Annotated in this window: 10 protein-coding genes; 9 read left to right on the top strand and 1 reads right to left on the bottom strand. The window is 44.5% G+C overall.

From position 1 onward, the window contains the following. Positions 1 to 30: 30 nt before the first annotated feature. The 9 genes from AC0VZ8_RS20645 to AC0VZ8_RS20605 all read left to right on the top strand — a co-directional run bounded on the left by AC0VZ8_RS20645 (position 31) and on the right by AC0VZ8_RS20605 (position 13,805). Positions 31 to 714: an ABC transporter ATP-binding protein gene (locus tag AC0VZ8_RS20645; RefSeq protein WP_475484260.1), complete on the top strand. Its 684-nt coding sequence runs from the start codon at positions 31 to 33 to the stop codon at positions 712 to 714. Then, entirely contained in the window at positions 711 to 3,302 is a 2,592-nt protein-coding gene (locus AC0VZ8_RS20640) for an ABC transporter permease (protein WP_475484259.1), read from the top strand. Before AC0VZ8_RS20645 ends, AC0VZ8_RS20640 begins: the two co-directional genes overlap by 4 nt. A gap of 81 nt (positions 3,303 to 3,383) precedes the next feature. After that, positions 3,384 to 4,820: a VanZ family protein gene (locus AC0VZ8_RS20635; protein WP_475484258.1), complete on the top strand. Its 1,437-nt coding sequence runs from the start codon at positions 3,384 to 3,386 to the stop codon at positions 4,818 to 4,820. A 296-nt stretch (positions 4,821 to 5,116) separates the two neighbouring features. Continuing rightward, positions 5,117 to 6,505 (top strand): helix-turn-helix transcriptional regulator, encoded by a 1,389-nt coding sequence (locus AC0VZ8_RS20630; RefSeq protein WP_475484257.1) that lies wholly within the window; start codon positions 5,117 to 5,119, stop codon positions 6,503 to 6,505. A gap of 498 nt (positions 6,506 to 7,003) precedes the next feature. Further along, positions 7,004 to 8,383 carry a helix-turn-helix domain-containing protein gene (locus AC0VZ8_RS20625; RefSeq protein WP_475484256.1) on the top strand — a complete coding sequence of 460 codons (1,380 nt, stop codon included), beginning with the start codon at positions 7,004 to 7,006 and terminating at the stop codon, positions 8,381 to 8,383. A gap of 42 nt (positions 8,384 to 8,425) precedes the next feature. Further along, positions 8,426 to 9,793, top strand: coding sequence for a helix-turn-helix domain-containing protein (locus AC0VZ8_RS20620; protein WP_475484255.1), 1,368 nt, complete (start codon positions 8,426 to 8,428; stop codon positions 9,791 to 9,793). A 166-nt stretch (positions 9,794 to 9,959) separates the two neighbouring features. Next, the gene (locus AC0VZ8_RS20615) at positions 9,960 to 11,189 is read left to right on the top strand and encodes a CynX/NimT family MFS transporter (protein WP_475484254.1); all 1,230 of its coding nucleotides are present in this window, start codon (positions 9,960 to 9,962) and stop codon (positions 11,187 to 11,189) included. A 285-nt stretch (positions 11,190 to 11,474) separates the two neighbouring features. Next, entirely contained in the window at positions 11,475 to 12,704 is a 1,230-nt protein-coding gene (locus tag AC0VZ8_RS20610; protein ID WP_475484253.1) for a chromate transporter, read from the top strand. Between the two features lie 168 nt (positions 12,705 to 12,872). Continuing rightward, entirely contained in the window at positions 12,873 to 13,805 is a 933-nt protein-coding gene (locus tag AC0VZ8_RS20605; protein ID WP_475484252.1) for an NAD(P)/FAD-dependent oxidoreductase, read from the top strand. 155 nt (positions 13,806 to 13,960) lie between these two features. Here AC0VZ8_RS20605 and AC0VZ8_RS20600 read toward each other — a convergent pair whose 3' ends face one another. Beyond that, positions 13,961 to 14,260: a hypothetical protein gene (locus AC0VZ8_RS20600; protein WP_475484251.1), complete on the bottom strand. Its 300-nt coding sequence runs from the start codon at positions 14,258 to 14,260 to the stop codon at positions 13,961 to 13,963. Positions 14,261 to 14,351: the final 91 nt, after the last annotated feature.

Genomic DNA, 14,351 nt, shown 5'->3' with positions numbered 1-14,351 from the left:
ATCCATCAGCAACGAGATGGAGGGTTTGCATTGGAAATTTTAAAAATCGAGCATTTGTCTAAAATATACGGCACAGGCGAATTGGCGGTAAGGGCGCTTGACGATATTTCATTTTCGGTTCAAAAAGGCGAATTCGTCGCGATTATCGGCCCGTCCGGATCGGGGAAATCCACGCTGCTGCATATGCTGGGCGGTGTTGATCGGCCGACTAGCGGCAAAGTCCTCGTAGAGGGTACGGATATGTATAACTTGGACGAAACGCAGCTGGCCATCTTCAGGCGGAGACAAATCGGACTGATCTATCAGTTTTTTAATCTGATTCCCGTCCTGACGGTGGAAGAGAATATTACGCTCCCGCTCTTGCTTGATAACCAGAAGGTAGATCAGAAGCAGTTGGATGGTCTGGTGAAGACTCTGAATCTGCAACATCGTTTAAACCATCTGCCCAATCAATTATCAGGCGGACAACAGCAAAGGGTGTCGATCGGCAGAGCGCTCATTAGTAATCCTGCCATTATGCTGGCGGACGAACCCACTGGGAATTTGGACAGCAAGAATAGCAGCGAGATCATCGACTTATTACAAATGTTGAATAAAACCTATCGCCAGACATTGATCGTGATCACGCATGACGAACGAATCGCTTTGCAAGCGGACAGGGTCATTTCGATTGAGGACGGAAGAATTGCCAAAGACGAGGTGATTCGTCCTTGAATATTGTCAATAAACTTACCGTCAGACATTTGAGGCAAAACAAGAGACGAACGCTTGTAACCATCATAGGTGTCATGTTGTCAGTTGCCATGGTGACGGCTGTTGCTACGCTTGGTTTTTCTTACTTGGATTTAATGAAAAGGCAAACCATCGCGGATGAAGGGGAATGGCATGTCTTATATCAGGATGTCAACAAGGAACAGCTTGCAGCGATAAAAAACGATGACGCAACCAAGACCCTTGCAATCACCAAGGATCTTGGCTATGCCCCATTCGAAGGGGGACAAAATCCAAATAAGCCGTACTTGTTCATCAAGGCGTATGATGCACAAGGTTTAGCGCAATTTCCGATTGAATTGAGCAAGGGGCGTCTGCCGCAAACAGACAAGGAAGTTGTAATTTCTGAAGCTATTGCGATGAATGCCAAGGTGAAATACGAACTCGGAGATCGTCTCACCCTTCGCGTCGGCAAACGATTCGAGGTAGGGAACGATCAACCGCTGGGTCAAACCGAATCGCTGCGCATCGTAGATAACGAAAAGAACGAAACACTGCATAATACAATGACTAGGGATTACACGGTCGTAGGCTTCATCAAATCTCCCGTATGGGAACCGGCGTGGGCCCCGGGGTATACGGCCATTAGCTATGTCAATGAAAACCTCATCGGGGCAAACGATCGAGTCAATGCGGTGGTCGTCTTGCAAAAAGTCAATCAGTCTTTGTTCGCTCATGCTGAAAATTTGGCAGAGAACAACCATATCGAAACAGTCCAATATCATCACGATTTGCTTCATTATTATGGTGTCTCCAAAAGCGAAGCCTCGTACAGCACGATGTTCTCCTTATCGGTGATCCTGATGGCGGTTATTATGATCGGCTCGGTTTCGCTGATCTATAATGCTTTTGCGATTTCCGTCTCGGAACGTTCCCGTCATTTAGGGATGCTTGCAAGCGTGGGGGCTACGAAAAGGCAGAAGAGAAATTCGGTGTTTTTTGAGGGGGTCATTATTGGCTTGATCAGCATTCCCGTTGGAATCCTATGCGGTCTTGCCGGGATCGGCATTACTTTTCAGTTTATTAACGCTACAATTCAAGGAGCATTAGGAATTACTGAAAAGCTAACGGTAATCGTCACGCCGTTATCGCTTTTGATTGCCTGCACTGTTTCGATGTTCACGATTTTCATTTCGACGTATCTCCCGGCCGTCAAAGCATCCCGGATTTCCGCCATGGATGCGATTCGTCAAACTACCGATGTGAAGCTTACGGGCAAAAGCGTGGAAACGCCGAAATGGATTCGAAGGCTCTTCGGAATCGAAGCGGAGATCGGATTGAAAAACTTGAAAAGGAACAAGCGGAGATACCATGCCACCGTGTTTTCGCTCGTGATCAGCATCGTTTTGTTTTTAACGGTATCATTTTTTACCGGTAATCTGAAACAAACCTTGGCTATGTCGCAGGAAGGCGTCAACTATGATATCGAACTATCTTACGGCAATGAAAAAAGAATAGACGATCGGTTGGTTCAATCCATTGCATCCCTTTCGGATGTGTCGGAATACAGCGTAATACATGAGTTGTACAGGAACGCTTGGATCGAAGAAGCGTCTATCGCCGATGAATTGCAGGAGGCGGTCAAGAAGGATCGGAGTATCCTGAAGGACGGAAAATATCCTTATGATATTAAAATCGCTGCATTAAACGATTCGAACCTGCGGGCTTATGCCAAAGCAGTCGGCGCAGATTACGAGTTACTGACGGATCCGGATCATCCCGCCGCCATCGTGATCGATACGATCGATTATAAAGATATGGATACGGGAAAATACGTCCAAACGAAGGTAATTCATACGGGTGTCGGGCAAAGTCTCGATTTGACGACGATCCATGAGGAAACGGAGCAAGAAACGGATGTAAGTAAAGTGTACATTGCGGCGTTGACGGATCGATCTCCGATGGGGATGAACTTAGTCGGAAGAGGCGGGCTAAATATAGTCGTTTCGGAACAGGTCCTGAATCAACTGGCAGACGATAAGAGTGGGGAGTTCGTTCAAACCTTTCTCTATCTGAAAAGTGCGGACCCGCTGAAAACGCAGCAGGAAATCGAAGATATGAAAGAGCCTAATCTGTATGCGTACAATGTGTACCAATCCAGAAAACAGGAAGAACAGATGATACTATTGATGTCCGTCTTTTCTTATGGCTTTATCGTATTAATTTCAGTGATTTCGATTGCGAATATTTTTAATACGATCTCAACGAGCATCTCCCTTCGAAAGCGGGAATTTGCGATGCTGAAATCCGTTGGAATGACGCCAAAAGGCTTTTCGAAAATGATGAACTACGAAAGTGTTTTTTACGGGGCTAAATCACTGCTGTTCGGGCTTCCTATCAGCTTCGTCGTGATGTATTTGATCTATATGGCATTTGCGAACAAATATAGCTACGGATTCGTCATTCCCTGGGTGAGTATTCTGTCTGTCATTGCCGCTGTATTTGTCATTGTCGGTTCTGCCATGCTATATTCCAGCGCGAAAGTAAAAAAGGAAAACATTATCGACGCGTTAAAGCAGGAGAGTATATAAAAATGACTGACTCTGACTTGAAACTGCAAGGAAAGACAGTGTCAACCATCATTAGAATAAAGTCATAAGGGGGACCTCGTCTTGGGGATCGATGCAATCTATACGAATCTCCGTATTTTAATGCTGCCGGTCATATTAATTATCGGGATCGAATTCGTTCTAATCGGGTTATATTATTATCTTTATTATAGAAAACAACAATCAGAGAGAAAGCCAAGGATTCATATGAAAAAGCTTTTTCTTGGCGCCTTGTTCATCGGATATGTTGTATTTGTGCTTGAGCTAACCATGCTCGGGCGCGGCCATTCCCATTTCTTGCAGATAAATCTCCATCCATTCAGCGATTATATCGAAGCGTGGAACAAATATTCCTTACGTGATCTTCAGAACGGCATATTTAATATCATCATGTTTATCCCTATGGGAATATTGCTGCCCTTCATCAGCCGAAAATGTAAAGCGTTTAAGTGGCTTCTTCTAGTCGTTGTAGGTTCTACGCTCTTTATTGAAACCTACCAGACGCTGTCAGGTGCAGGGCTGTTTGAGCTTGCTGATATCATGAACAACACGCTTGGTGGTATTTTTGGATATCAGTTATACAGACTTACTGCTTCCATTGCTGACAACAAAAGAGTAAAAATGAAAAGTCTGCTGGGAAACCTGGCGATCCCTCTAATCATGGGTTTGTTTTTTGTCGGTATGCATATTGTGTATTCCCAACAGGAGTTCGGCAATCTGGCCATAAACTCGTATACCAAATGGAACATGACAGATGTTCAAGTGACAACATCCCTTCAGCTAAGCACGGCACCTGCAGTCGCTCCCGTACACAAGAAAATCACTCAGCGGGATGGTGTAGAGACCCTGCTGCAGCAGAAGTTAGGATTATCTGAGTTGTTGAAGGTTAAGGATCGAGGCGGCGATCGTGAGGTTCTAATGGAAGACAAATCAGGAACACCATATACATTCTATCAATCCCAAGAGGGAAACTGGTCGTTAATTGAGGACAATTATACACCAGAGCGAACTGCACTCGCTGACCAAGAACCGATGCTCTCAAAAGCCAAAACCATAATAGCCGATCTTGGCCTACTCCCTCAAGAGGCTCATTTAACAGCATTGGATAGCGGAGAATTTCAATGGTCCCTCCAGGATAAAGCGGGGGTTAACGAAAGTTATTGGACTGGCGAACTGTTACTCGGTCTTAAACAAGATGGCAGTATCTATTCGATAAATAATGGGCTTCAAGAGAATCAATTTATTAAGGAAGTAGATATACTGTCCCCTGCAGAGGTATATGAGCGTATCCAGGATGGAGAATTTCCGCAAATCAAAAGAAATGCAATATTAAAGCCTGATCAACTCGTCATTAAAAAAGGTGACCAACTAGATATAACAGGAATTGAGCTTACGTTTATATATGACACGAAGGGCTTCTATCAGCCTGTATACAGAGTACACGGTGTATTTAATGGGGATTCGGATTGGTTCACCTTAATTCAGGCAAGAAGGAGCTAGGAGAGGATATAGTAAGTAACGGCCCTGACTTGATTGAAGTCAGGGCCGTTAAGGTGTAATCCAACTTTCAAAGCGCTTCCGAAAATTTCGGAGCGCTTTTTCTCATCGTAGTGATCCATATGACGATATATAAATAGTAAAGAAAAGTGCTGAATTTGGCATTTTTAAATTGTATTGGTTATTTTTTGTAAAAAAATGACGTAAATAAGTATTGACCGCTGGAATATTAATCAATATGATTACTGTATAGAGAAATATACTAATATTTGGGTTCGATCCTAGAGGGTGGTGTTAGCTTGGAAAGGACAGCCACGATTCGCGAACAAATGGAAGAGTTTCTACATAAGCACGAAATGACGATTAATCGATTTGCTGAGATATCGGGGGTCAATAGCGGCACGCTCAGCAACATTCTGAATGGGAACCGCCCGATTTCCATGCAGCAGTTGGACCGGATTACGTTAGGTATGGGTCTGGAAGAGGGTTATTTTTACGAGCTGTATATAGAGGAATGCATCTTTCATGCTACGCCGGATTGGCGTCGGCTGGGTCCGTTTCTTCACCGATGCGCGGAACTGGGGAAGCTGGATTGTCTGGACAAGGCTGTCCGGATGACGATGGATAATATCTCTTATTCCCCCTTACTCTTTGAAACGGCAGAGCTATTTTTCAAAGAGGGAAAACATGAGGCGGCTGTACTGCTGTATAAAAGCGTGGCGGAGAGTGAACGATTTCAGCATTCCGAGAGATTGGCCCTTTGTCAGTATCGGTTGTTTACGCTTGGGTTAAGCGATGATCAAGATGCAAATTTGCAGGCAGCCGTTTATTTTGAGCCATACGTGGATCGGTTGGATGAGATGTATCAGTTGGATGCGTTAAAAGAATTGGTAAATTTGAACCTATCTTTACATCGTTGGGATAAGGTTGATGCAATAGCTCAAAAAATGGGTACTAAAGCGACTATTCAATACCAACATATTGGTGAAATTTTTGAAAATCAAGAAGGACAGAATAAACCCCTTATATTTTATATTCTATATTCGCATTTAATTCGAGCAACTGTTTGTTATGAGTGTGGTGATTATGAAAAGGCATTAGAATTTGTAACCTTTTATGAAGATCCTACCTGGATCGATGATCCTGATCAGGAGGAAATCAAAGTCATTGAGCAGTTTAAAGAGTGGGCAGAGGCTAACAAATATCTATATAAGTTAATGGCTGGAAGTGATGATTTATTAGTTGATTATGTAGATTTTATTACCAGTAGAGAAGATGAGATATTTTTAGGGCTTTGTAGCATCATGATTGCAGCTAATCGATATCAATTAGATGTGGACTATATTTTGGATAAGTTTAAAAAATATATTGTTCTTAAGGAACAACGAAATCATATTGGAAAGATAATTCAGCAGGTTACAGCAGATCGATATACAAGATTACTCGCTGAACTTGGAATTTATTATCTGAACACTAATCGCTATGAAAGTGGACTTAAGTTTATTTTAGAAAGTTTAGAAAATTCGATTAAGATAAATAGTGATAAGGGAATGCTTAGATGTATGGGGGTTTTCGAACAATTTCGTCATTACTCCTCAAACGAACTTCAACAAAAATATAAATACTTAGTAAAAGATGTTCAGAGTTTAAATAATAAAAAAATCGGAACATCTATTGCTTACCGATGATATTGTATCGCTACGATACTTTGTTTATGGAAAGTTTTCTTTTTGGTTATGTCAAGTAGACTCGATTTATGGTACTGTAAGGGGGAATATGGGGGATTTCACCATGTTTTATCAAAATGAAGAACAACAGTTAGAAAAATATTGGTAGAGAGGTGCATATAATAATATGAAAAAAAAACTAGCTTATCTAGTTACAATTTGTAGTCTTGTTTTTCTGTTCCAAGTTCCATCAATGATTATAAGTGCTGATACTATTAGCACTCCCAAAGCAGCAGTTTATAGTCATGGGTCAGGAACAAATATGACGTCTTTGTCTCATGGTGCGGGAACGACATAATATATAATCTTAATAGATTTAATCAAAAAGATGGTTCCAGACATAGTGGAGCCATCTTTATTTGATTAATGAAATTATTGACCTCGCGAATGTAAAATAATAGCATGTAATTAATTATTTACTATACTAACATTTGGTTTTCCATCTGGGGGTGTTGTTACTTGGAGACGACAGCCACGATTCGCGGAGAGATAGTTAGATATTTGCAGATTCAACGTATGACGATTAATCAGTTTGCCAAGAAATCGGGTGTCAATAGCGGGACACTCAGTAATATCTTAAATGGAAATCGTCCTTTGTCCATGCACCAGTTAGACCGGGTTACTGAAGGAATGGGGCTGAATGAGGGGCACTTCTATGAACTTTATATAACTGAGAGTATTTTTCACACCACTCCAGATTGGCGGAGATTGGGTCCTTTTCTTCAGCGATGTGCAGAACTGGGTAAACTGGATTGCTTGCATAGAGCTGCACGAATGACGATGGAAAACATCAATTATGCGCCGATGCTTTTCGAAGTGGCTGAGGAATTCTTTAACAGGGAAAAGTATAAAGCGGCGGCATTATTGTATGAATGCGTGGCTGAAAGTGAAAAGTTCCAGCATTCTGAAAGGCTTGCATTATGCCAATATCGGCTCTTTGTTATGGAGTTAAGTGACAATGTCGAAGCTAATCTAAAGCTGGCAGTATCTTTTGAGCATTATATTGATAGGTTAGAGGATGAATATCAATTAGACGCTTATAGAAAGCTTATTAATGTGAATATCTCTTTTCAGCGGTGGGACACGGTGGAAGTCCTGGCTAGAAAAATGGGTCATAAAGCAAGACTACAATATAAGAACAACTGTGAAATCGTAAATAAGGATAGCGGACAGGAAAAGCCCATAATTTTTTATATCCTCTATTCATTTCTAATTCAAGCGAGTATCCGTCGTGAAGCGGGGAACTTTGAGGAAGCATTAGATTATTTGTCCATGTATGAAAACCCGGATTGGATAAAGGCACCTTCCGAACAGGAAAAAATCGTTATCATTCAGTTTAAAGAATGGGCAACAGTGAATCGATATTTATACAGGTTAATGTCCGGAGACTCTGACGTTCTTTCTGAATATGTAAACTATGTTGAATCCAGACCAGATGAGATTTTTACTGCCTTGTGTAATATTGTTGTAGCAGCAAATCGACATCGCTTCAACATAGATCATATTTTGGAGCTATTTCAGGAGTATCAGACTTATAAACCACAAAGAAACCAACTTGGCAAGATAAGTGAGCAAGTGACGATGAACCAATACGCTCGCCTCCTTACAGAGCTAGGTATATACTATTTGAACTCCAAAAAATTTGATCGTGGTTTAGCTTTTATTGTGGATAGTTTGGAGTATTCAATAAGAATCAAAAGCGACAGAGGGATGCTGCGGTGCATGGGGATCTTCGAGCAGTTTCGTCAGTATTCTTCCCAGGAAATACAGAAACGGTACAATGATTTGATTAGCGATGTCCAAAAATTATCCGTGTATGCTTGGAGCCCTCAAGTGTGAGGGGAAATGCTCATCAATAGATTTTTCTGGGGGTGTTGTTACTTGGAAACGACAGCCACGATTCGCGGAGAAATAGCTAGATATTTGCAAGAGCACGGTCTGACGATTAATCAGTTTGCGAAAATATCAAAAATTAACAGTGGATCTTTAAGCGGCATACTCAATGGAAACCGTCCAATGTCAATGAATCAACTGGATCAGATCACCTCCTGTATTGGATTTAAGGAAGGTCACTTTTACGATAAATACATTTTTGAATGTATATTTCATGCTACTCCTGACTGGAGGCGACTAGGAGCTTTTCTTGAACGATGTGCAGAGTTAGATAAGCTGGATTGCTTACAATTAGCTGCTCGAATGGCAATGGAAAACATTACTTACGCACCGATGTTATTTGAAATGGCGGAATCATTCTATAACGAAAAAAAATATAACGCAGCCGCCGCGTTGTATGAATGTGTTGCTGAAAGTGAAAAGTTTCAACACTCTGAAAGGCTCGCCCTTTGTCACTACCGTCTCTTTTTACAAAGATTAAGTGATAATCAAGAATCTAATTGGCAGGCTGTTGTGTTATTTGAGCCGTACATTGAACGGTTGGATGAAGAGTATCAACTTGCAGCATATGTAGAGTTAATAAATGTCAGTGGTTCATTGGGTCAGTGGGATAAAGTGGATTATTTAGCTGTAAAAATGGGATCTAAAGCCATGACTAGATATCAGAATCAAAAAAATGAGTACCCAGGTAATCATCCATTAGTTTTTTATATCTTGTATTCATACTTAGCTCGAGAGAATAGTTATAGTGAACGTGGAGATTATGAACAAGCTTTGTCCTATATACGATTATACGAAAGTCCTGATTGGATAACGGACCCTAACGAAGATGAGTGTAGAGTCATAAAGCAGTTTAGTGAATGGGCTGAAGCCAATCGATACTTGCATTCCATATTGGCTGGAGAGTATAACGTTTTGCCTGATTATGTGAAATACATCGAATCAAGAGAAGATGAAATCTTTGTAGCACTGTGTCATATTGTACTCGCAGCAAATCGACACCGGCTCAATGTGGATGATATACTTGAACGTTTTAAAATGTATCTCACCTACAAACCTCAGAAAAACCAAATCAGCAACATTAATGTGCACGTCACATTAAATCGATACACCCGTCTCCTCGCCGAGTTAGGGATATACTATTTAAATGCTAAACAGTATGATTGGGGGTTATCCTACATCCTGGACAGCCTCGAGTACTCGATCAGAATCAAAAGTGATAACGGGATGCTGCGGTGCATGGGGATCTTCGAACAGTTTCGTCAGTACGCATCCGAGGAAATACAGAAACGTTATAATGAATTCATTCGCGATGTCCAAAAATTATCCGTGTACGCTTGGAGCCCGCTTGTGTAGGGCTCTATACGTGCGTCTACAGGTTAATGTACAACGCTGAATAGGCGACAGACTGGCCCTAAAAGCTGCCATGAAGCTTCCCGAGGCTATAGCCTAATATCCGGGTTTGTGATAAACTCGGATAAGTTTATTTTTACATATCGCTTGAAAGTAAGGAGTTCATGTCATGACATCAAGAACATCAATAGATCAAAACACAACTTCCGCCGGGCGCACATGGATGATGTTTGCAGGTATCATCCTGATTGCCATTAACCTGAGAGCGGCGATTACATCGGTCGGCCCGCTGATCGGGATCATCCGCGACGATACGGGAATCTCGAACACGTTGGCGGGTATGCTCACTACACTGCCGCTATTAGCCTTTGCTTTATTGTCGCCAATGGCACCGGCCATGGCTAAAAAATGGGGGCTGGAGACTACTCTTTTACTAAGTATGGTGGTGCTGACATTCGGCATCGGCATCCGCTCGATATCATCCCCTTATACGCTGTTAATCGGTACCGCATTTCTCGGAATGGCTATAGCCGTTGGGAACGTGCTGCTTCCAAGTTTAGTCAAGCGGGATTTCCCGCGGCATATCGGATTGATGACGGGGACGTACTCTGCCTCGATGAACCTGCTCGCCGCGATCGCATCCGGGATCAGCGTTCCGCTGGCTACCCAAGCTGGGCTTGGTTGGCAAGGGGCTCTATTAATCTGGGGTTCGTTATCCGTCTTGGCTCTGATCGTATGGATCATCCAGCGCCGGAGCTCCGGAAGAACCGCTGAGGTCAGTTCGGCTGCTACCAAACATCAGAGTGTGCTGAGGTCACCGCTTGCTTGGTATATTACTTTATTCATGGGTCTTCAATCGTTTACGTTCTACGTGAACATCTCATGGCTGCCCGAGATTCTAAGAAGCCAAGGCATGGATTATAGTGCCGCGGGCTGGATGCTCTCGATTCTCCAATTTGTCAGCCTGCCATTCTCCTTCATTATTCCTGTTCTGGCTGGCCGGAATCCCAATCAGCGTATGCTGGTGACGATCTCTGCCTTGTCTATGCTGACCGGATACGCAGGCTTGTTTTCTGGTCTGACTTCATTAAATCTGCTATGGGTGATGCTGGTAGGTATTTCAGGCGGGGCCAATTTCAGTTTATCCCTGATGTTCTTTACCCTTCGTACGAAATCGGCTCAAGAAGCTGCCGCTTTATCCGGTATGGCCCAGTCGCTGGGTTATTTATTGGCTGCAGTAGGTCCGTTGCTCATCGGTTTCCTGCATGATGCAACAGGGGGATGGAAGGTGCCTCTGGCGGTACTATCCGCCATTGTCGTTGTATTGTTCATTTTTGGTTTTGGCGCTGCGAAACCAGGGTATCTCTCCGTGCCGAACGAAACGAAGCCGGAGGCTTAACGTTATACCAGTCACATTATAGTGACGCATACATTCAATATGAACATAAGAGCGATCCATGGACATAAGTTCAGTTGGGTTGTTCTTTTTTTAGTACATGTACCGGAATTTCACACGATATCACTCAAAATTCTTTAGATTTTACATAGCGTTTACATAAATGGGTAGATTGATCATGAGAGTTTGGTATACTCTGAAATTTGATAAAGATGACCTGTATACTTAAGGGTTAACGGGTTTACGATTTCTATTACATGACACTAAGCATATGGGGAGCGATGAATATTGAATCCGGAGACAGACAAAGAACAAGTTCAAGTTCAAGTTGGCAATAGGCAGCCCTCTGGCAGGTGGCGTGCCCTCGGCGAAACCTGGTGGACCGCTCTGCAACTGGGGCTTACATCGTTTGGCGGACCGATCGCACATCTTGGATACTTCCACCAAACTTATGTGCGCCGCAAGCAATGGTTGGACGAAAAAAGCTATGCGGATCTGGTGGCCCTGGCCCAATTTCTTCCCGGACCCGCCAGCAGCCAGGTGGGTATTGGAGTTGGGATGATGCTAGCGGGCATCTGGGGCGGCATCGTCGCCTGGCTTGGCTTCACATTACCGTCCGTGCTCATGCTTATGATCTTCGCCTATTTGATGCAAACCTTCGATCCCGGCTCGGCAGGCTGGATTCAAGGGCTGAAAATTGTCGCAGTGGCCATCGTGGCGCAGGCGGTTCTGGGTATGGCAGGAAAGCTGGCCTCAGGCCCTGTAAGGGCTGCTATAGCTTTAATAGCCATGGCAGTCGTTCTGCTGTGGCAGAGTCCCATTTCTCAAGTGACGGTCATTGCTCTTGCCGGCATATCAGGACTGTGGTTGTTCAAGCGTCAAGCGAACGAAGAAGCAGCACCCGAGATAAAGATGCCGATCGGACGGAGAGCCGGACTCTTTTGCTTGGGCATGTTTGTTGTGTTATTAGTGGGTCTGCCGCTCCTTAAAGGGTTGACCGATAACGGTTGGGTAGCCATGGTGGACAGCTTCTACCGAGCCGGATCGCTTGTATTCGGCGGAGGGCACGTCGTTCTCCCACTGCTGGAGAATGAGACGGTGCTGAACGGCTGGATGTCTAAAGAGGATTTCCTGACGGGTTACGGAGCAACACAGGCAGTACCCGGTCCGTTATTTACTTTTGCCGCTTACCTCGGGGTCTTGATTCAGGGGATTCCTGGAGGTGTCGTGGCTACACTGGCTATCTTTTTGCCTGGATTTCTGCTTATCGTAGGGGCCATGCCTTTCTGGAACAGCATCCGCAGAAACCCTAAGCTGCAAGGCTTGCTGACAGGCATGAATGCGGCAGTGGTCGGGATTCTATTGGCTGCTCTGTACCATCCCATATGGACATCCTCCATCCACAGTCCGCTTGAATTTGTGATTGGTGCGGGGCTGTTCGGGATGCTGATGTTCTGGAAGAGCCCTCCGTGGCTTGTTGTGATTGCCGGTGCATTAGCCGGACAGCTTCTCCTGTGATTCATTGGTTTGGACCTCGGCGCTTTGTGCCGGGGTCTATTTGATTTTACAGGAGTAAATCACGGCAGATTGGTTAAATATTTAGGGTGTACCTCTCTTCTTGAAGTAGATCTTGAAGCAAAGAGTTCCTGCGTTTATTTCGATATAGAAATGAGTGGATAAACCTACATGTTGGATACCGAAGTGAAAGATTGCATTATCATTGGCGGCGGAATTGCAGGTCTGCAGGCGGCTATACAGCTGGGGCGGTATTCTGCCTACGATGTCCTGGTGATCGACCGGGGAACGGGGCGGTCCACCATTTGCAAGAGCTACCGCAATATCCTCGGATGGCCAGATGGGGTCTCTGGCGAAGAGCTCAGGGGGCGGGGGCGTCAGCAGGCGGAGTCTGTCGGCGTTACGTTTGCAGACGATGATATCCGGAAGGCGGAGCGGGATGAATCGGAGTATTTTGTGTTAACTGGTAAAGACGGAGTTCGGTACAGGACCAAAACCCTGCTGCTCGCAACAGGCGTGATGGACCGTTTTCCCCAGCTGCCAGGCCTGATGTCTACGCTGGGCACATCCGTCTTTGTATGCCCTGATTGCGATGGATATGAAATTCAGGATCGCAAGACCGTCGTGATGGGATCGGGCGATCCCGGTGCCAGTATGGCCGTGCTGCTATCGGAGCGGACGCAGGATATCATCTACATCAATCATGAGGGGGAGCCGGTTTCTTCCGAGCATATGTCCCAATTGGCGGATCTCGGGATTCCGTATATAGAGAAAAAGGTGTCGGAAATTCGCGAGGAGGGCGGCATCCTATCGGCCGTTGTGTTGGAGGATGGGAGCATCGTGCCTGCGGAGCGGGGGTTCATATCTTTTGGCGGGAATATGATCCATTCCGAATTGGCCGAGCAGCTGGGGGCAGAGCTGGAGCACAACCGTCATGTCAAGACCGATCCAAGGTCCAAAATGACGAGTGTCGAGTCACTTTGGGCCGCGGGTGACCTGGGCGTCCATTCCGAATTAACCACCGTGGCGATGGGGGAAGGCGCAATGGCTGCGATCTGGATTAACAAGACACTGAAGAAGATGACTAGCGGAGCCGTTACATGAGGTTATGAAAAGAGAACAGAACAATTCGAAAACTCGGTACGATCCAGTCGATGAAATAATATGAATAACCGCCTGATCAACACGGCAAGTCGTGAGAATGGCCGTGGGACTCAGGCGGGTTTTGTAGTCTTCTGAAAGAGTAAGCCGATCCGCGTTTACAGACCGAAGCGGGCGATATGTTCTTCGAGCCTATACTTATGCAGTAATTCGGTTTGCTTGGGACCGATCAGATCAAAATGCGGGTAAGGCAGACGGTAATGGATATATTCCGGATTAAGTCCGTTGGATACACACCAGTCTTCCAGGCGCTGGATGTTCGAGCAGCCTACTTTGGTTACGGTATTAAACTCCGGAAACCGCTTGTCGTACCAATAATGGGTCAAAAAAGCGATGTCTCCTTGTGCAACCTTCTGCTTCCATTGCTGCAATTCCTGTCTCGAGATGCCGAATGCCATGTTTGTCTCATCCTTATAAGTGTATTCATGCTTCTCATTATATCAGCATATACTTGACTGCACCTACTTGTTTTCCTAGGATGGCGCTGCC

The sequence above is a fragment of the Paenibacillus sp. QJM3NY_38 genome (assembly GCF_056173265.1).
Note: the sequence above shows the minus strand (reverse complement) of the source record. Positions and strands in the feature narration are given on the sequence as shown.

Excerpts from the sequence above, each read along its gene's own strand:
- AC0VZ8_RS20615 (WP_475484254.1), top strand. The coding sequence starts at position 9,960 with ATGACATCAAGAACATCAATAGATCAAAACACAACTTCCGCCGGGCGC.
- AC0VZ8_RS20605 (WP_475484252.1), top strand. The coding sequence starts at position 12,873 with ATGTTGGATACCGAAGTGAAAGATTGCATTATCATTGGCGGCGGAATT.
- AC0VZ8_RS20600 (WP_475484251.1), bottom strand. The coding sequence starts at position 14,260 with ATGGCATTCGGCATCTCGAGACAGGAATTGCAGCAATGGAAGCAGAAG.